Annotated in this window: 20 protein-coding genes, 4 tRNA genes and 1 riboswitch; of the genes, 5 read left to right on the top strand and 19 right to left on the bottom strand. The window is 45.4% G+C overall.

All coding sequences use genetic code 11. The annotated features are described in order from the left end of the window. Positions 1-34: 34 nt before the first annotated feature. Genes MLD56_RS06895 through MLD56_RS06880 form a run of 4 tightly spaced genes read right to left on the bottom strand, consistent with a single transcriptional unit; the run spans position 35 to position 3,604 of the window. Positions 35-922 (bottom strand): metal ABC transporter permease, encoded by an 888-nt coding sequence (locus tag MLD56_RS06895; protein ID WP_029516360.1) that lies wholly within the window; start codon positions 920-922, stop codon positions 35-37. Further along, a complete protein-coding gene (locus MLD56_RS06890) occupies positions 919-1,848 on the bottom strand; it encodes a metal ABC transporter permease (protein ID WP_029516359.1) in 930 nt (309 codons plus the stop codon). The genes MLD56_RS06895 and MLD56_RS06890 overlap by 4 nt, the downstream gene beginning before the upstream one ends. Before the next feature lie 5 nt (positions 1,849-1,853). Beyond that, positions 1,854-2,618 (bottom strand): metal ABC transporter ATP-binding protein, encoded by a 765-nt coding sequence (locus tag MLD56_RS06885; protein WP_029516358.1) that lies wholly within the window; start codon positions 2,616-2,618, stop codon positions 1,854-1,856. 14 nt (positions 2,619-2,632) lie between these two features. Further along, a complete protein-coding gene (locus MLD56_RS06880) occupies positions 2,633-3,604 on the bottom strand; it encodes a metal ABC transporter solute-binding protein, Zn/Mn family (RefSeq protein ID WP_029516357.1) in 972 nt (323 codons plus the stop codon). A 238-nt stretch (positions 3,605-3,842) separates the two neighbouring features. Here MLD56_RS06880 and MLD56_RS06875 point away from each other — a divergent pair, with 238 nt between their 5' ends. Next, a complete protein-coding gene (locus MLD56_RS06875) occupies positions 3,843-4,619 on the top strand; it encodes a DUF3153 domain-containing protein (protein WP_049816931.1) in 777 nt (258 codons plus the stop codon). Positions 4,620-4,627: 8 nt separating this feature from the next. Here the strand turns inward: MLD56_RS06875 and MLD56_RS06870 are convergent, their stop codons facing one another. The 3 genes from MLD56_RS06870 to MLD56_RS06860 form a co-directional block, all read right to left on the bottom strand. Then, positions 4,628-5,053 (bottom strand): thiol-disulfide oxidoreductase DCC family protein, encoded by a 426-nt coding sequence (locus tag MLD56_RS06870; RefSeq protein WP_029516356.1) that lies wholly within the window; start codon positions 5,051-5,053, stop codon positions 4,628-4,630. 129 nt (positions 5,054-5,182) lie between these two features. Then, positions 5,183-5,509 (bottom strand): hypothetical protein, encoded by a 327-nt coding sequence (locus MLD56_RS06865; protein ID WP_013309265.1) that lies wholly within the window; start codon positions 5,507-5,509, stop codon positions 5,183-5,185. A gap of 123 nt (positions 5,510-5,632) precedes the next feature. Then, complete coding sequence (locus tag MLD56_RS06860; RefSeq protein WP_029516355.1) at positions 5,633-6,052, bottom strand: organic hydroperoxide resistance protein; 420 nt, start codon at positions 6,050-6,052, stop codon at positions 5,633-5,635. Positions 6,053-6,637: 585 nt separating this feature from the next. Here MLD56_RS06860 and MLD56_RS06855 point away from each other — a divergent pair. Then, positions 6,638-7,957 carry an Nramp family divalent metal transporter gene (locus tag MLD56_RS06855; RefSeq protein WP_029516354.1) on the top strand — a complete coding sequence of 440 codons (1,320 nt, stop codon included), beginning with the start codon at positions 6,638-6,640 and terminating at the stop codon, positions 7,955-7,957. A gap of 107 nt (positions 7,958-8,064) precedes the next feature. On the opposite strand, the gene kdpC is transcribed toward MLD56_RS06855, so the two are convergent. The 5 genes from kdpC to MLD56_RS06835 form a co-directional block, all read right to left on the bottom strand. Continuing rightward, the gene (gene kdpC, locus MLD56_RS06850) at positions 8,065-8,793 is read right to left on the bottom strand and encodes a potassium-transporting ATPase subunit KdpC (protein WP_029516353.1); all 729 of its coding nucleotides are present in this window, start codon (positions 8,791-8,793) and stop codon (positions 8,065-8,067) included. Positions 8,794-8,812: 19 nt separating this feature from the next. Beyond that, positions 8,813-10,843, bottom strand: coding sequence for a potassium-transporting ATPase subunit KdpB (gene kdpB, locus MLD56_RS06845; protein ID WP_029516352.1), 2,031 nt, complete (start codon positions 10,841-10,843; stop codon positions 8,813-8,815). 37 nt (positions 10,844-10,880) lie between these two features. Continuing rightward, entirely contained in the window at positions 10,881-12,557 is a 1,677-nt protein-coding gene (gene kdpA, locus MLD56_RS06840; protein ID WP_029516351.1) for a potassium-transporting ATPase subunit KdpA, read from the bottom strand. 150 nt (positions 12,558-12,707) lie between these two features. Beyond that, positions 12,708-12,785, bottom strand: coding sequence for a potassium-transporting ATPase subunit F (locus MLD56_RS26100; RefSeq protein ID WP_071559652.1), 78 nt, complete (start codon positions 12,783-12,785; stop codon positions 12,708-12,710). Positions 12,786-12,968: 183 nt separating this feature from the next. Beyond that, positions 12,969-13,364, bottom strand: coding sequence for a hypothetical protein (locus MLD56_RS06835; protein ID WP_023987603.1), 396 nt, complete (start codon positions 13,362-13,364; stop codon positions 12,969-12,971). Between the two features lie 115 nt (positions 13,365-13,479). Next, positions 13,480-13,652, bottom strand: a riboswitch (cyclic di-AMP (ydaO/yuaA leader). Between the two features lie 466 nt (positions 13,653-14,118). On the opposite strand from MLD56_RS06835, the gene MLD56_RS06830 reads away from it, so the two are divergent. Next, the gene (locus tag MLD56_RS06830; protein WP_029516350.1) at positions 14,119-14,604 is read left to right on the top strand and encodes a glutathione peroxidase; all 486 of its coding nucleotides are present in this window, start codon (positions 14,119-14,121) and stop codon (positions 14,602-14,604) included. A gap of 145 nt (positions 14,605-14,749) precedes the next feature. Here the strand turns inward: MLD56_RS06830 and MLD56_RS06825 are convergent. Further along, positions 14,750-14,832, bottom strand: a tRNA-Leu gene (locus tag MLD56_RS06825). A 342-nt stretch (positions 14,833-15,174) separates the two neighbouring features. Here MLD56_RS06825 and MLD56_RS06820 point away from each other — a divergent pair. After that, entirely contained in the window at positions 15,175-15,396 is a 222-nt protein-coding gene (locus MLD56_RS06820; RefSeq protein ID WP_029516349.1) for a hypothetical protein, read from the top strand. A gap of 124 nt (positions 15,397-15,520) precedes the next feature. Here MLD56_RS06820 and MLD56_RS06815 read toward each other — a convergent pair whose 3' ends face one another. The 6 genes from MLD56_RS06815 to MLD56_RS06790 all read right to left on the bottom strand — a co-directional run bounded on the left by MLD56_RS06815 (position 15,521) and on the right by MLD56_RS06790 (position 17,508). After that, entirely contained in the window at positions 15,521-15,904 is a 384-nt protein-coding gene (locus MLD56_RS06815) for a helix-turn-helix domain-containing protein (RefSeq protein ID WP_013309253.1), read from the bottom strand. A gap of 93 nt (positions 15,905-15,997) precedes the next feature. After that, positions 15,998-16,372, bottom strand: a complete 375-nt coding sequence (locus tag MLD56_RS06810; protein ID WP_029516348.1) for a helix-turn-helix domain-containing protein — start codon at positions 16,370-16,372, stop codon at positions 15,998-16,000. Between the two features lie 185 nt (positions 16,373-16,557). Continuing rightward, a complete protein-coding gene (locus MLD56_RS06805) occupies positions 16,558-17,013 on the bottom strand; it encodes a MarR family winged helix-turn-helix transcriptional regulator (RefSeq protein WP_023987598.1) in 456 nt (151 codons plus the stop codon). A 163-nt stretch (positions 17,014-17,176) separates the two neighbouring features. After that, positions 17,177-17,259 (bottom strand) — tRNA-Leu (locus tag MLD56_RS06800). Positions 17,260-17,274: 15 nt separating this feature from the next. Next, a tRNA-Lys gene (locus MLD56_RS06795) sits at positions 17,275-17,350 on the bottom strand. Between the two features lie 86 nt (positions 17,351-17,436). Continuing rightward, positions 17,437-17,508 (bottom strand) — tRNA-Glu (locus MLD56_RS06790). A 245-nt stretch (positions 17,509-17,753) separates the two neighbouring features. Here MLD56_RS06790 and MLD56_RS06785 point away from each other — a divergent pair. Continuing rightward, entirely contained in the window at positions 17,754-18,515 is a 762-nt protein-coding gene (locus tag MLD56_RS06785) for a DeoR/GlpR family DNA-binding transcription regulator (RefSeq protein ID WP_029516347.1), read from the top strand. Positions 18,516-18,584: the final 69 nt, after the last annotated feature.

Raw genomic sequence — 18,584 nt, 5'->3', positions numbered from 1 at the left:
TTTTGGGTAACTCATATGGGATCACTTCCTACAATCACTTGCTATCTTCGCCAACGATCCCCCGTTGTTGAATTAACTTTTGCCATACCACACCATGAGACGGGGAAAAGAGAAAAGCCAAAAGCAGCAACACACCCGATACACACAGCATACATGCCGCAATAGAAGCATCCAATACACTTGCTGTGTAAAAGCCTGCGACCGAGCTGATGGCTCCAAGTCCGACACTGTATACAATCATACGGGACAACTTCTCCGTCAGCAAATAAGCGGTAAGAGGCGGTACAACGAGCATGCCAACCACCAGAATTGCGCCCACGCTCTCAAATGACGCCACCGTCGTTAGTGAGACGAGACTCATCAGCAGATAATGAAAAAAAACAACTGGAATGCCTAATGAAGCTGCCAAAGCGGGATCGAAGGAAGTAATTTTAAATTGCTTGAAAAAGCCCCCTATCACGAGCAAATTGATCAAAAACATCGCACCCGTAATCCACACAGCCCTCGGACCTACATCAAAGCCGGCTATCTCTAACGTATTCCACGGCACATAAGCAATTTCCCCATATAAAACGTGATCCATATCCAGATGGGCATTGGAAGCAAACACGCTGATCAGCAAAACACCGATAGCAAACAATGACGTAAACACCACGCCAATGGCAGCATCACTTTGCAGACCGCTTTGTTGGAACAGCTGAATCAAATACACCGTTAGAAGACCCAGCACTGCCGCACCAAACATCATCCACACCGAATCTCTCGATCCGCTAATGAGAAAGGCAATGACAATCCCCGGTAGTACCGCATGACTGATTGCATCACCGATCATAGCCATTTTTCGGAGCACAAGAAAGCACCCAACGATACTACATCCCCCTGCCACTAACATTCCCGTCAAAATTACATAAAATGAACTCATAGGGCACGCTCCTCCCTTGGCTGTGTTCCGACTGTCAGCTCCAGATTTTTCCTGGCGTTCAACCGAACGATAGCCTTGGAGATCATCCCGCGCTGCGGCGCAAAAATCAAGCTCATTCCAAACACCACAGTCGCACACAACACACATAACGGTCCTGTAGGCAGATTTTGCCCCAGAGAGCTAATGAGCGTCCCACCAAGCCCCGCTATAGCACCAAACAAGCCTGATAGACACACCATGACACCCAGCTTCTCTGTCCAGTATCTTGCCGACACTGCCGGGGTAATCAGCAAGGCAGCCATCATTATGACTCCCACGGCCTGAATGCCAGCAACCACCGCAATGACAATCAATAGCATCAACAACTTATCCAGCCAACCTGCCGGAAAACCAAGTCCGCGCGCAAAGCCAGGATCAAAGCTGAGCAACTTAAATTCCTTGAAAAATAATATACATATTCCGATGAGTACCACTGAAATTACCGCCATCGTATAGACATCAGACAATACCATTGCCGCAGCTTGACCAAATAGAAATTTGTCCAATCCGCTTTGGTTTCCTGCGCCACTATGCTGAATTTCGGTCAACAACATAATGCCAAAGCCAAAAAATACCGACAGCACCGCTGCAATCGCCGAATCGCTTTTAATTCGCGAATACCGGGTTAACGCACTGATAGCAAAGGTCGCAACAATCCCTGCAATGGCGGCCCCAATCATAAATCCAAACACAGATTTTGTACCTGTGATCATAAATGCCACACATACCCCCGGCAAAGCCGCATGTGCCAAAGCATCTCCCATGAGCGACTGCTTGCGCAAATACATAAAACTGCCAATCACCCCGCTGCTTAAACCGAGCAAAATGCAGCCCAGCAAAATCCACTGCATGTTTGGATCGGTCAAAAGCGTTGCCAAGCTTGTCATACTGCTCACCTCACTCCAAGTATCGTGCCGGAATCCGGGCCTGTTTTGAGTATACTCAGACGCCCGCCATACGTACGCTGCAGATTTTCCTCGGTAAAAATATCTGTCGTCTCTCCAAACGCCATAAGATGCCCGTTCAACAGCATAACCTGATCAAAATAATCCGTGACTGTAGATAAATCATGATGAACGACAAGCACGGTTTTACCCTGCTGTTTCAGATCGTTGAGCAATGAAATAATGGCTTTTTCCGTTGCAGCGTCCACACCGACGAACGGTTCATCCATAAAATAAAGCTGAGCGTCCTGCGCGAGTGCTCTGGCTAAAAAAACACGTTGTTGCTGGCCGCCAGACAATTGACTAATCTGTCTGTCTGCATATTGGCTCATTCCAACTTTGTCCAAACTCTCCATTGCAGCCTGACGATCTGCTGCTCCCGGACGCTTAAACCAGCCCAATCTGCCATACCGTCCCATCAAAACCACATCCAATGCGTTCGTCGGAAAATCCCAATCCACCGACTCCCGCTGTGGTACATAGCCAACCTTAAGCAGCTGTTGCTTATAGGGCTTGCCGTAAACTAGCACCTCGCCCCTAAGCTTTGGAATCAATCCAAGCGTTGCCTTGATCAGTGTAGATTTCCCAGCCCCGTTCGGGCCGATAATACCAATCAGCTTGCCTTCCGGCACCTCAAAGGAAACATCGAACAAAACGGGCTTTTTTTGATAAGCTACCGATAAATCACGAACGACAAGTGGTGAATGCCCCATGTATCTCTGCCTCCTTATTTAAGAGCTTTAACAATCGTATTGACGTTATGCTTGACCATTCCGATATATGTTCCATTTTCTGTGCCCTCTTCACCCATGGCATCCGAATACAGCTCGCCACCAACCTCAATTGTATGACCTTGCTGAGCGGCCCCCTGAATAACCGCATCTATGGCCTTTCTCGGAACACTAGATTCTACGAATATGGCCTTGATTTTATGCTCCACCAAATAATCTCGCAGCTTGGTCACATCTTGAGAACCCGCTTCTGATTCTGTGCTCATACCTTGAAGTCCTCTCACTTGAATGTGGTAGGCATCTCCGAAATAGCCGAAAGCATCATGTGCAGTGACAAGCACGCGCTGGGCTTCCGGTATACTGGCAATCTGCTCTCTCGTGTAATCATCCAGCTTTCGCAGCTCAGTAAGATAGGCTTCTGCGTTGGCCTTATATTCCTCCGCATGAACAGCGTCTAGCGTCGACAATTCATCTCTGACGGTTTCTACCGCAGACATCCAATTCTGTACGTTAAACCAGATATGTGGATCATGCTCAGATCCCATTTCCGGGCTACCTGCACGCAACTGATCCTGTGTGATGTTCTTGGACACGGGTATGACGGGTTTTTGCTTGCTGATTTTCTCCAGAATGTCCTGCATTTTACCTTCCAGATGCAACCCGTTATAAAAAATAACATCGGCCTGATCCAGCTTGCGCATATCTCCCTGTGAAGCCTTGTACAAATGCGGGTCAACGCCTGACTTCATAATTCCCGTGACCTCCACATGATTACCGCCGACCTTGCCGACAATGTCAGAGATCATACCGATGGTAGCCGTAGCCTTTACTTTTTGTCCCGTCTCTCTCGCACTTCCCTGCTCTTTCTTCTTAGCATCGGTACATGCAGTCGCTAGAACCAGAGCTAGAGACAATACTCCAACTGTCGTTACCCAGCGCGGCAAAGCCTTCTTAAACTGCTTGTTCATGTTTTAAAATCCTCCTTTGAATTTCGTTTTGGGACAAACTATTTCCTTGATTCAATTATTTTTTATCAATACTATATTTTAGAGTATACACTAAAGTTTTTACCTAGGGAAACATTTTGTGAAATATAATTCTTCTTATGTATTTCGTTATACCGTTCGATTTTCGTTCTCCCAATGTGTAATATATAGAAGATATCCAATCGTTAAACCAAAGAATACATATAAAGAGGTGTAGGTCATGAAGCCAATAGGGTACAGCCCATATCGGAACAAACGTCGGCAAGTTCGGATACGAAAAATACTGCTCATTTTTATGCTGGTATGCTGTCTGCTTGCCCTAACTTCCTGTGCTCGAGGTGACATCCATGTAGATGTTCATCTCGATCAAAGTGTAGATATGGATGCGACGTTCAGCGTAAACAACCAGACACTGATGATGTTGGACAATCCCGGGGTGCTAGATCAATTAGTCAAGCGTATTCAAAGCAACAATGTAGATGTACAGCCGCTAGCTGAACAGGGAAGAAAGGGATATCAAATCAAGGGGCATTATCAAGGAGATTGGAGCACAAACAAAAAAAATCCCAGTCAGGGATTACATCTACCTGAGGGATTAGAAATAAAGCGCGCTGTGAGCCAACATTTTTTCACAACGAATATTGATCTTACCATGAAGCTCGATCTACCACGGATGCTTCCTGAAGAAGCTCAAGGACTGAGTGACAAATTTAAGCAAATGAATGTGTTTGCGCGCAAATTACTGGAGCGGCAGCTGGATCTTAACTTCAGCCTATCCTTACCCATCCAACCTGCTACCCATAATGCGGACCGTGTGTCGGAAGACGGAAAAACACTGTACTGGAACATTGCTCCATTGGAATCTAACGAGCTAAAATTGTCTGTTAACGTGCCCAATGTACGACATATCATGTATGTAGCTGTTACGAGCCTGATATTGATCGTGATCGCTGTGATCTTACTAATTCGTAGACATCGCTCCAAAAAAGAAACTTAAAAAAGAAACTAAAAAAATCGTTGTCTAATTTCTGGTGGGGGGATCAGACATTGATCCTCTTCATCCTTGCCAAACCAACGATATCGGTTACGCGCCACCCAGTTATAGACTGCGTTGCGCACAAAGCGGGGTACCAGGATGAAACCATAGGCCAGCGGGTATGGAAAACGAAGACGTTTGGCAATTCGCAAAGCCGCGGTGGACCTTGTATAATACGTACCGTCTTCAATCAGCACGAACGTATCCAGCTGATCCGCAGATAGTCCTCCTGCACGTAATAGTTCTTGTCCTGCCTCGGATTGCAGGGAACCAAAATGAAATGTTCCCTTAGGGTCACGCTTGATAATAAAGCGGACTGCTCCCTGACAAAAGTGGCATACCCCATCCACCAACACAATGGAGTGATCTGAATGAGCATGATCAGACTGGTTCATATAGCATTTCACCTCCAGGGAAATCAACGGCATGAATACCATCAACGCAACCATATGAATATAAACAAAAAAACGCCGAAATTATCCGACGCTTGTTTAGAAATGTATAGTCTTTACCTGTTCGAAAAACTAGCTCAATGCTTTCTCAAACAGCTGTTTCGTATTAATTTGCTCTAAAAACTCCTCATGGAACTTATCCATACACTTGCAGATAAAATCCTTATGGCATACCGGGCAAGGCGTCGTTAGCAGTCGACTAATATTCGTCAAGGTCCACTCCGGATGACGTTGAGAAAAAACGCGGCACTCCGTTCCATCGGCCAAACTCATTTTAAACTCATAAAGCCCTTCTTTTTCGTTGCTGCCAGCCAGCGTGAAATTAACAATATTCGGTCTGTAAGACATCATATCACCCGTATTTTTCAAATTTGTTTCGTACCTGATGACCAGAATCACCTAAGCCATCTTAATGAATTTTGGCGATGATGTCAAATGGTCGTGAATCTCAGCGAATCAAGATCTATGTGCAAAAGCCCCCGATAAATCGGCGGCCAGAGTGTAGAAGTTATAGAAATGCAGTCAAATGACATTAAGCTCGACATCAATGTTACCGCGTGTTGCTTTGGAGTACGGACAAAAATCATGCGCTTGGCGTGCCAAATCTTCGGCCAGGGCGCGTTCAATACCGGGTATTTTCACATCCAGACGTACCGCCAGCTGGAAGCCGCCATCGCTTGGATCCTTGCCGATAGATACGTGGCTAGTGACCTCAACATTGTCCACCTTCACCTTAGCCTTCCGGGCCACATTAGCCAATGCGCTCTCATAGCAGGCACCATAGCCTGCCGCAAACAATTGCTCTGGATTCGTAGCTTCTCCACCTGCGCCACCCAGTTCCTTCGGCGTGCTGAGCTTATGCTTCAAAACTCCATCGGATGAAGCGACTGAACCGTCTCTTCCACCATGTACCGTTGCTGATGCTGTGTATAATGCTTCCATGTTTTCATCTCTCCTTCACTATATCTTTTGCATTCCGCAGGAACCTATCGTCATGTTAATACATGATTTCCTTCTCGTATGTACTTTAAACGAACTACATAAAATGAATCATTTGAAATATGGATGTAAACTAGTACATTTACCGTTTAGTTCCACCCCACCATGTTTACACTATATGTTATAGGCTCCTACTTGGGCCGTCTACATTGAACAACCATCTCCACCAGTCGTTTAATTTTCGGGGACAGAATAAGGTAAGACCATTTCATAATCCTACCAATTTGATGGGATAACCCTGTCGCACATGAGAAGGAAATTGATAAAATATGGAACGGGCGTTCACCCGGAAGATGGACAACAATTTAAAAAATCCAAAACGACCAAGCCGCTCCCCTCAGAGCGATATAGCTTGGTTTTTCTATGGTTCAGCTTATACGATGGCCATATTGCTTCAAAAATACGATTAACTTGCTTGACCACACAAAAGTTGTACTAGACAAAAACTATTGGGAGTGTACAATAGGGATAACACAATCGTTATGTCACTAATAATATATTTCAACATCCATAAAGAAGGTGAAGCGTATGAAAAATACAAAGGGTAACTTCGCGGAAATCGCTTCACTGTCGGAAGTGAATCGTTCCTTGAGCGTCCCAAAAGACGGGACCTGGTTTCGGAAGTTTCTTGCCTTTGCTGGACCCGGCTATATGGTCGCAGTCGGCTATATGGACCCCGGCAACTGGGCCACAGACATCGCCGGCGGATCAAAATTCGGCTACACGCTGCTTAGTGTCATTCTAATCTCCAACCTAATGGCCATCCTGCTGCAAGCCTTATCTGGCAAGCTTGGCATTGCCACAGGTAAAGATTTGGCTCAAATGTGCCGTGATGCCTACAGTCGTCCTGTCGCGATCGGCTTATGGCTCTTGTGCGAAATTGCCATAGCAGCCATGGATTTAGCCGAGGTCATCGGTTCAGCCATTGCGCTGAAGTTGCTGTTTGGTCTACCGTTACTATACGGAGTTATCATTACCGCATTTGATGTTATGCTCATTTTACTGCTGCAAAACAAAGGCTTTCGGGCATTGGAAACCCTCGTCATTGTACTGATGGCGACGATTGCCGGCTGTTTTGGCATTAATCTCATTTTGGCACAACCGGAATGGGGCGGCGTATTGGGTGGCTTTGTACCAGACTCGCAAATTTTGACGAATCCAAGCATGCTGTATATTGCTATCGGTATTATGGGTGCTACCGTAATGCCGCATAACCTGTATCTGCATTCTTCTATTGTACAAACTCGCAAATTTGAGCAGACTTCAGCAGGTAAACGGGAAGCTATTACATTTGCAACTTGGGATTCCAGTATAGCGCTGATGTTCGCATTATTTATTAATGCCGCCATCTTGATCGTGGCAGCTGCTGTATTCCATACGGCAGGAAGAACAGATGTAGCCGAAATTAGCGATGCCTACTATCTGCTTTCGCCCCTACTGGGAACCACACTGGCGAGCATACTATTTGGGGTAGCGTTACTGGCCTCTGGTCAAAACTCGACCGTAACAGGCACTTTAGCCGGGCAAATCGTGATGGAGGGCTTTTTGAATCTTCGTCTTTCACCTTGGTTGCGTCGTCTGGTGACCCGCCTCATCGCGATCATTCCAGCGGTTATCGTCACTGCCATCGCAGGGGAAAAAGGTGCGGAGGAACTGCTTGTGCTGAGCCAGGTCATCCTATCCATCCAGCTTCCCTTTGCCATCATTCCATTACTGCTCTTTACCAGCGACAAAAAGATTATGGGTGAATTCGCAAATAAAATGTGGCAAAAAGTACTAACCTGGATCGTGACCGCTATCATCATTATCTTGAATGTAGTGCTCATCATCCAAACGATTTCAGGTTAATCGGTAGCCAAATATGAATATATTAAAAAGGTATCTCACTTGCCCCAATGGCAGCGAAATACCTTTTTTGTTTCCTATTTTATTTGTCCTGTATACATAGAGAATGCTCAACGCTTGGCAGGCTCTACCTTCATTTGCGCCTCAAGCGCAAGATTTAGCTTGAGCACGTTGACACGCGGCTCGCCGAACACGCCGGCGTTGCGGCCTTCTGTCTGCTCCTGCACCAGTGCTCTCAGTTGATCCTGCGGGATACCCGTCAAGCCGCTAATGCGCGGAATTTGCACCCATGCCGCCTGTGGCGAGATGTGTGGGTCCAGACCGGAGCCGGAGTTCGTAATCAGGTCCACCGGAACCTGACTAACAGGCACATCCGGGTTATGCTTCTGCCAATCCGCAATAGAGTCCTTGACTCGCTGTATCAAGGCCGGATTCGACGGTGCGTAGTTACTAGAGCCTGAACCAACCCCATTATAATCAACGCTCGATACCCGACCTTGAAAAAACGCCGAATCAGTGAAAGACTGCCCAATCAGTTCGGAGCCGACCACCCGCTCCTCCGCGTCACGAAGCATACTGCCGTTTGCTTGCTGCGGAAACAGAACCTGCGCTATTCCTGTACTGGCTAGCGGATATGCCAAACCGCACAAGAGAATCATCAGCACCGAAGTTCGCAAAGCCACTCCAATAACTGTACTTCCTCGCATCTCTTGTCTCTCCGGTTTTCCTTCCGACACAGTCCCGGTCCCTGTATGTTTGTTATGACCTTGTCCGCCAGATTCAGCTTTTTCGTGTGCAGCAAATCTGCGTCCAGACATCATCCGATAAAAACCACTCATGTCGTTCACCCTTTCTGCGCTAAATCCACAAATGCACCAGCAAATCAATGGCCTTTATACCGACAAACGGTACGACCATACCGCCCAGACCGTAAATCAGCAAATTCCGTCCCAGCAGGCGATCCGAGCTCATCGGCTTATACTTCACGCCCTTCATGGCCAGCGGAATCAAAAGCGGAATAATAACCGCGTTAAAGATCAACGCCGACAAAATAGCCGACAGCGGGGAGCCAAGCCCCATGACGTTCAAAGCGCCCATTTGTGGAATGGCTAGCATGAACATCGCCGGGATGATGGCAAAATATTTGGCAACATCGTTCGCAATGCTGAACGTTGTCAATGCTCCGCGCGTCATAAGCAGCTGCTTGCCGATCGCGACCACCTCAATAATTTTGGACGGATCGGAATCCAAGTCCACCATATTAGCCGCTTCTTTGGCCGCGACTGTGCCGCTATTCATGGCAAGACCTACATCGGCTTGCGCCAACGCAGGTGCATCATTGGTGCCGTCTCCAGTCATGGCAACCAGCTTACCCTGTTCCTGCTCACGTCGGATAACCGCGATTTTGTCCTCCGGCTTGCTCTCAGCTACAAAGTCGTCCACACCCGCTTCTCGAGCAATTGTAGCTGCTGTCAGCGGATTATCTCCGGTACACATGATCGTACGGATACCCATTTCCCGGAGCTGATCAAACCGTTCCTTCATGCCTGGCTTCACTGTATCCTTTAAATAAATAATACCGTATATCTGATCATCTAGCGCGACTGCCAACGGTGTACCTCCTTCAGAGGCTACCTGATTCGCTTTTTCCTCCAGATCGGCTGGAACACTGCCATTTTGCGATACGATCCATTGCCGAACGGAATCCACTGCGCCCTTGCGTACCTTTCGTCCATCGGCCAGATCCAGACCACTCATCCGGGTCTCCGCCTTGAATTCGATAAAGGTTCCACCTGCCGCCAAGGATTCATCCAACGTATGCTCCTGTTTGCGCATCAACTCGAGAACCGAGCGACCCTCTGGCGTCTCATCCTTCATAGAGCTAGTCGCTGCCCACTTCACTAGCTCTGCCTTCTCCACGCCCTCTACAGGCACGAATTCACTCGCCATCCGGTTCCCGAAGGTGATTGTACCTGTTTTATCCAGAATCATCGTGTTGATATCCCCAGAAGCTTCTACCGCCTTGCCTGACATGGCTAGCACATTAAACTGGGTGACCCGGTCCATACCGGCAATCCCGATGGCTGACAACAGTCCTCCAATCGTGGTTGGAATCAGACAGACTAGCAACGAAATCAGCACAGGAACAGGCAAATCAATGTTAAAATGACGGGCAATCGGCGCTAGCGTAACCACCACAATTAGAAAAATAATCGTCAAGCTAATCAGCAAAGTGTTCAGCGCAATCTCATTCGGCGTTTTTTGCCGCTGAGCGCCTTCCACGAGCGAAATCATTTTATCAATAAATGTCTCGCCCGGCTCTGTCGTAATCCGCACCTTAATCCGGTCACTAACCACTCGCGTTCCGCCGGTTACCGAGCAAAAATCACCACCCGATTCCTTGATGACCGGAGCCGATTCTCCCGTAATTGCAGATTCATCCACCGAAGCCAAACCTTCAATGACCTCACCATCGCTTGGAATCATTTCACCCTGGGAGACAATAACTACGTCCCCCTTACGCAACTCGGTTGAGCTAACCACCTGAATGTCATTTCCGACGAGCTTGTTAGCTTGCGTATCCTGCTTGGATTTTTTTAAAGAGGCAGCTTGTGCCTTACCCCGCCCCTCCGCGAGCGCTTCGGCAAAGTTGGCAAAAAGCAACGTAAACAACAGAATAACAAACACGGCCAGGTTAAAGCCTATTTCCTTGTCAGTTCCAAAATAACCGGGAAACAGTAACATTAGCAGCACGACCAATGTACCGATCTCCACGACGAACATGACAGGATTTTTCATCATCATCATCGGATTTAATTTTATAAAGCTATCCTTGATCGCATGCTTCAAGATGCTTCTGTCCAGCATGTGTTTGCGTTGTTCCTTCATGGTCAAACACCCCGTTCATCCATTCTCATTTTCTTCTTCACATGGTCAAAAATTCAGCAACAGGTCCCAATACGATGACAGGTAAAAAGGTCAACGCACCAATCAGCAGCACGACTCCGATCAGAATGGCTCCAAATAACTTGTTGTCCGTGCGCAGTGTCCCCGTCGTCACCGGAGTCGGCGCTTTGGCATTCAACGAAGCCGCCACAGCCAACAATGCAATCATAGATACATATCGCCCGAAGAACATAACCATCCCCGTTGTTACATTCCAGAATACGTTGTTATCTGAAAGACCTTCAAACCCCGAACCATTATTTGCGGCAGATGACGCATATTCATAGAGCACCTGAGTCAACCCGTGATAGCCAGGGTTAGTGACCGCATCATATCCCCAATGACTCATAAACGCAAGCGCAGTTGGGGCGAGAATGAGAAACGGATGTACCAAAATGGCAATGGCGATCAGCTTCATTTCCTTGCCTTCAATTTTCCTTCCCATAAATTCCGGAGTTCTCCCGACCATCAGTCCGCATATAAACACACCCAGAATCGCATACATCAGCATATTCATCAGCCCGACACCCTTGCCGCCAAAAATGACGTTTAGCATCATTTCTCCCAAAGCAGCCATGCCACCTAGCGGGGTTAGTGTATCATGCATATTATTGACCGAACCTGTCGTTGCCGCTGTTGTGACCGCAGTGAATAAAGCCGATTGCCCAATACCGAAACGAACCTCTTTCCCTTCCATGCTTCCCTGAGAAGCATCCACACCCAGTGTCTGGATTAACGGATTACCTGTCTTCTCAGACACATACGTAATGGATAGAAAAATTAGAAACAATACCATCATGGAGCTAAAAATAATCCAGCCCTGCTTACGATTACGGGCAAACAATCCAAAGGTATACGGCAACGAAGCCGGCATTACCCACATTGCCAAAATTTCCAGCACGTTCGTCCAAGGACTTGGATTTTCAAAAGGATGCGCAGAGTTAGCTCCCGCATAACCGCCCCCGTTCGTCCCCAAATGCTTGATGGACTCCAGAGAAGCAATGGGTCCCATAGAAATTTGCTGTTGTGTTCCGCTCAGCGTCGTAAGATCCGCCGTAGGCTGTAGCGTCTGTGGTATCTTCAATCCCACCAGCACCAGCGTAAGCACAAAGGCCAGCGGCAGGAAAATCCTTATAATAGCTTTAATAAAATCTTGAAAGAAATTGCCCATCCCTTCACCGCGCCGCGTCAATCCTCTCATAAAAGCCGCAGCAACCGAAAAACCGGAAGCAGCCGAAGTGAACATCATCATCGTGACGAACGCCATCTGTGTCAGATACGTAAGCCCGCTTTCTCCGCTATAATGTTGGAGATTCGTATTCGTCATAAAGCTGATTACCGTATTAAAAGCTAGTGATGCTTCCATATTACTGTTTCCAGCCGGATTACCGGGAAGCATTCCCTGTAAACGCAACAGCAAGTAGCTGATTGCCACAAGCACGACGTTCGTAGCAATGAAACTCATAACATACGTAGTCCAACGCATGCTCTCCACTTTCTTCAAGCCTACTACCTTATAAATCAGCTTTTCTGTTCTGCCAAAAATCCGATCCGTCCGATTCGGTTCATTCGAGAATACATGATACATATATGTACCCATTGGCTTTACCAAGAGCAGCAATATAACGATCACAATTCCAATTTGAAGCAGCTCCATCCTCTATTCCTCCTTCAAAATGCTCCTGCGTTTGGAACAACAGACCCGATTAGACCATCTATGAAGTGCACACGTTTGCGAAAACCTGCTACCAATGATGCTTTAATGCTCAGATCTGTTGTTCTTCGCCCGCTCTATCCCTACAAGTGACTAGAACTTTTCAGGGTTCAGGAGTGCGTAGATTAAATACATAAACACAATAGCCGTAAGCCCGAGTATAACGATCATCCTCTTCGTCCTCCTTTAGAGGTCTGCGCATCACACCAGCGTACAAACAGCAGTATCACTCCATAACTCACAGCCATGACGAGCAGCATGTATATATCCATCATGTTTATACCCTCCGTATCGATCCTCAGATCGCCATTCTTATTCCATCATAAAATCATAAAACAACTATGTCATAAGTGCTTATCCGTTCAGCAGAAAACCCACCTCTCCGTTCAATGTGTAGATCACATGGTCCGCTCCCAATCCCCGATAAATTCCTTGTGGATTACAGCCGTGTGTAATAACATAGATCGATTCCGATGTTAGTGGTCGACATATTTGCAGGAAACGGCAAGTCAGATTCAAGCTGTTCTCGAACAAATACACACTACCAATTTCTTTTTTTGGAAAATTCCATTTTCCCGCTTGCATGGTATTGATGCGGACAATGTGCTCCACACCCATTTTTTTGAGCTGTCGTTCCTCCTGGGCGCTATTCGTGAGAACTGCAAACGCCAATTTTTTGAAAATAAGCAATTTCACAAAACTTCTGCCCGCTTCATTCGGTGCAGTGACAATAATTAACCGACCTTCCATCAGTAGCTCCTCTCCCGGTATAAAAAGACAACAAAAAGAAGCCGAAGGAAAAAGGCTTTCCTCCGGCTTCTGACATATCCATGATAAAATAAACCATGGCTGCACACGGCGGTTTGTTGCCTCTCCCTGTACGCTTACGAGGTTAGCTGTCGGATTCGGACGTGAGAGTCGCCCTATTTCTGGCACTTGACCGGAAAATTCACCCCATGAGACACACGGCTTCCGAAGCCGTACAGTCTCGATTGGTTCCCCCGCTTTTGCAACTGCAAAATTCAGCGCTATAGACATTTCGTTGTTGCTTCATTCAAGTTAATTTGAAATTACGTCTTGAATCATACACCCGCGCATGGAAGACTGTAAAGCTCAACTGCAGGGTTATAAATCGGGCTTTAGAGCATAGAAGATTAATAATAACGCTTACAATGCAACTATGCTTCTCACATCTCCTTTAATCTCTGTTTTTCATCCCTTTTTGAAAATGACAAGCATGTCAATATTGGCGTAGGGTAAAGCGTTATTGGCCTTTTTTTGTAAAAAGAGAAGAAAATACGCTATATGTACCAGCTAAACACCGATTTAACCCGCTTTTATAAGAAGAAACAACTTAATTCGCTCCATTTGCGGTGCGATTTACTGTTTTGAGCAAAATACGATTTTACAGCGCCTGAAGGCTTTATACAGCTTTTCCAGGCTTGCAACCCTTCTTTAAATTGTCTAAAATTTAATTGCTGAATATTGAATGAGGAGAGATGCTATGACCGTTTATGAATATGATGCGCAAACCCTGCAAGGGAAACAAATTCCGTTATCCACATTTGAAGGGAACGTTCTGCTTATCGTGAACACTGCCAGCAAATGTGGGTTAACCCCCCAATACAAAGCGCTACAAGAGCTATATGACCAGTATCATGAACAGGGGCTCGAAATTTTGGGATTTCCCAGCAACCAGTTTGCCAAACAAGAGCCAGGTTCCAATGAGGAGATCTCCGAGTTTTGCCAGATCAATTATGGTGTCACCTTTCCGATGTTCGCCAAGACAGATGTCAATGGCGATCAAGCACACCCCTTATTTCGCTACCTGACCCAAACAGCTCCGGGGGTATTAGGGTCCAAAGCGATCAAATGGAATTTCACTAAATTCTTAATTACAAGAGAAGGTAACGTATTTAAGCGCTATGCACCGCAAACCACGCCAGATAAGCTGGCGGGAGATATAGAGAAGCTTTTGCAGCAAAACTGACATTCTTCATTATCACAGTTAATAAACGACCTGTTGCAACCGTGGCTTCCGTGACTAAAGAATATAACGAAAAATACTTAACAAAAAAAGCACCCTTTCACGTAAACCGTGTCAGGATGCTTTTTTAACTAGGTCTTGCATATAATGCGGTCGAGAGGACTCGAACCTCCACGGGCGTACGCCCACTACCCCCTCAAGATAGCGTGTCTGCCATTCCACCACGACCGCAAATCATAATGTATTGAGGCAACAGATTTATTATACTCTCTCATCAACTATTTGTAAACAAAAATATTATAATTATTTTAACTTACATATATGAGCGATAATAATACCGTCCTGTATAAAGATAACCGCTTGCTGAACTATGCATTAATGTTGCCCCCTTACGGATTATCAGAACCACTTGGCACTTAACTAAGTAATTAATTTGACAAAATAACGTATTTACGATTGTAAAAACACGTATAAAAGTGTATCATAGTTTCAGATGGTTAATTCTAACATGTTTACTGATGATTATTATAACACACCAATTATTCCGTAAGAATCCGTAAGGGGCGATTTCTTTTGAACAACAAAATGCCTGTCACCTCCTTCGGGTGGGCCATCAAACAACGGCTTGTCGAACTTCGACTGGATCAGAAAACATTTTGTGAGACTCACAATATTCCGCCTTCACGCTTGTCCAATCTGATTCACGGCACCCGCAAAGCACAAAGGTACAGAAAACAAGTTGCTGCAATTCTGAACATCGACGATAACGATTATAAGGAGGCATCACCACTCTAAATCCAACAAGCATTCCAGTTACATACAGGTCATTCCATATCACCAAGAAACCAAATAAACCCGTAAAGCGAACCCCTCCAGTTCGTTTACGGGTTTTCAACCCAGACAATCTTTAGCCAAAAAATCATTCCGGCTTTGTTTTATCCTTCTCACTTTTTTGTTTACGATATTTCGCAAATTCAACATATTCTAAAATAAAATTCTGTTCTTCCGTCTCAAGATCCTCTGCCTGGCAATTCAGTGGCCCCATCACTCCAAAAAAATAAGCAGCCTTCTGCTCCTGAAGTACGCCTTCTCCCGGCTTAATCCCTTTCATTAACCAATCGAGCGATACATTAAAAAAGTCCGAAATCTGAATTAAATGAGTGGTACCCGGCGTTGTTTTCCCCCTTCTCCAATCACCGAGATTCCCTGAACTGATTTTAAGTTTTTCACAAAATGCCTTCTTGGTCATTCCCCGATCTTTAATCAAAGCTTCAATCCGCTGATAAATAGTTTGATCTCCCAAAATGTTTCCCCTCCGAAACAGTAACTTTTTCAAAAATAATTTTCATTTTTCAGCCTTACTCATTAGTAATCCCCATCAAATCCTAAGCAACCATTACCCCATAGTAGAATTGCGCTGGTTTTTCTCTTTACGAAAGCGGGTAAATTCAATATACTCAAGTATAAAATTTCTTTCCGCCTCACTAAGCGGTTCCTCCTGGCAATTCAGTTGCCCTGAAGCGTCAAAAAAATAAGGGTCTTGCGACTCCTTTAGCACCTCACCCTGTATATCTCGACCCAGCATAATCCAGTCCAGACTCGCATCAAAAAAAGAAGCGATTTCAATGAGTTTATTCGTGCCCGGCGTCGTTTTTCCTCTTTTCCAATCCCCGAAGTTCCCTGTACTAATGCCTAACTGCTGGCAGAACGCCTTTTTCGTCATTCCCCGTTCCTTGATGAGTTCCTCGATGCGATGGTAAATAGATTGCATAGAAGTTCCTTCCTCCCTAGCAGGCTCTCAAATAACGATATCATGTTCTCTGTTCCCATTTCAAAGATCACGTATGCTAAAATTACCGAATTATGTATGTTGGTTTCCATTATACCACAACACGCAACAAAAACCGCCTGTTTTCCGAAGAAAGGGCGGTCTTTAAGCCAGTCCACTTACGCCAATCACGTAGCAGAGTTGTCGATTTTAAGTAAAATATGCTTCAATTCATTCAAAGTTTCACTCAGATGCAATAAATCTTCTTCTGGCAGATACACCAGTCTTTCTTGAATTTTATTGGAGAAGGTATGAAATACCTGTTCACAAAAAGCATCGCCTTCCTGTGTAATCGCCACATTCACGACTCTGCGATCCGAATCACACGACTGGCGGTCAGCCAACCCATGCTCCACCAGTTTGTCCAGAAGAGGAGTCATGTTCGGACGTGAGACATTGAGCTGTTTGGACAAATCTGATACCGTAGACGAACGTACTTCACGCAGGAGCATTAGCACCTGAAAGTTATTAGGCGACAAGTGTAATGGGAAATCGAGCGGACCGTAGGTGAAAAATTTCTTCTTCACAATCGGAAACAAGCCCAAAATATTTTCTGATATATTTCCTAACAGTTGAGTGTCCATATTTTTCACCGTCACTTCATAAGTTTATACTTATCATTCTATAACATTATGGCGTTATATTATACTATGGAATCATTATTTCATCATAATCATTACTTTATTACATCATTACACAAATAAAAAAAGCCTCTACCGTGAGAGACTTTTCCGTTCATTCCATTGATGCGGTCGAGAGGACTCGAACCTCCACGAGCGTACGCTCACTACCCCCTCAAGATAGCGTGTCTGCCATTCCACCACGACCGCATAACAAAATATAAATGGTGAGCCATGAAGGACTCGAACCTTCGACACCCTGATTAAAAGTCAGGTGCTCTACCAACTGAGCTAATGGCTCATGCTGTTCATCCAAGCTGTCCGCCATTAGACCAGACCTCAGGAATTTCCCTTAAGCATGCAACATGTAGTCTATAAAGACAACAATGACCCGTAGGGGATTCGAACCCCTGTTACCTCCGTGAAAGGGAGGTGTCTTAACCCCTTGACCAACGGGCCTTATTATTATGCGCCAACTTGGCGACAAGAAAGAGTATATCAAATAGAATAACAAATGGCAATACTTATTTTTGAAATTTTAAAAAAAGCAGTTTTTATCATTACAAAATGCATGTCCACTTACATTAACTTATCTAGAATCATTTAATCCCTGAAAAATCATGATAAATGATTGCAATATCACTTACATTTACTTATAATCACTTACGAGATACCGAAATCATTATATATCAGAGGAGCTTTCTATGTATCAGGAAGAACGAATGTTAAAAATCGTTGATTACTTACAGCTTCACAAGCGTATTTCGGTGGATGATATTTGTGAAATTTTTAATGTTTCACGGGATACGGCCCGTCGAGACCTGGTAAAACTTGAGGAGCATCAAAAAATTATTCGCACCCGCGGCGGCGCCCTTCTCCCTAAACTGCATCACGATCCAATTGGAAATTATAACGAAAGACTGCTTACTGTATCTGAGGAGAAACAAGTGATCGGACAATTGGCTGCCAACATGGTACGAGATAGGGATCGTATTATATTGGATTCCTCTACCACCGTACAGGCGTGTGCAGAAAGACTGAATGTGCAGGAATGTTCGGTTATCACCAATTCAATTAATCAGGCCGACGTACTATCTGGAAAAGACGGTGTCTCCATTCATCTGTTGGGAGGCCGCCTGCAAAAAGAGCACCGGTATGTATATGGCTCGTCCGTAATCGCCACTTTGTCTCACTATTTTGTAGACAAAGCTTTTATCGGGATTGGAGGCATATCATCCCACGGACTAAGCCTGATTCATGAAGAAGACGGTATGCTGAAGCATCAGATGATGAAACAGGCGGATCAGGTGATCATCCTTGCGGACCATTCGAAATTCGGAATTAATTTCCCGTATCGTTTTGCTGATTTATCTGAAGTTAATATCGTGATCACCGATCGCTTGCCAGAACCAGCAATGCTGGAAATTTTGCAACATCATGATATTGAAGTTGTTGTCCCCTCATAAAATATGAGACTGCTTAGCTAGAACTCAAGATTTATCACAGAGATATCGAAAGACAGGAGTTGGAGAGAA

Source organism: Paenibacillus peoriae, from assembly GCF_022531965.1.
Classification (GTDB): Bacteria; Bacillota; Bacilli; order Paenibacillales; family Paenibacillaceae; genus Paenibacillus; species Paenibacillus polymyxa_D.
This window is presented reverse-complemented; position numbering and strand designations above follow the sequence as displayed.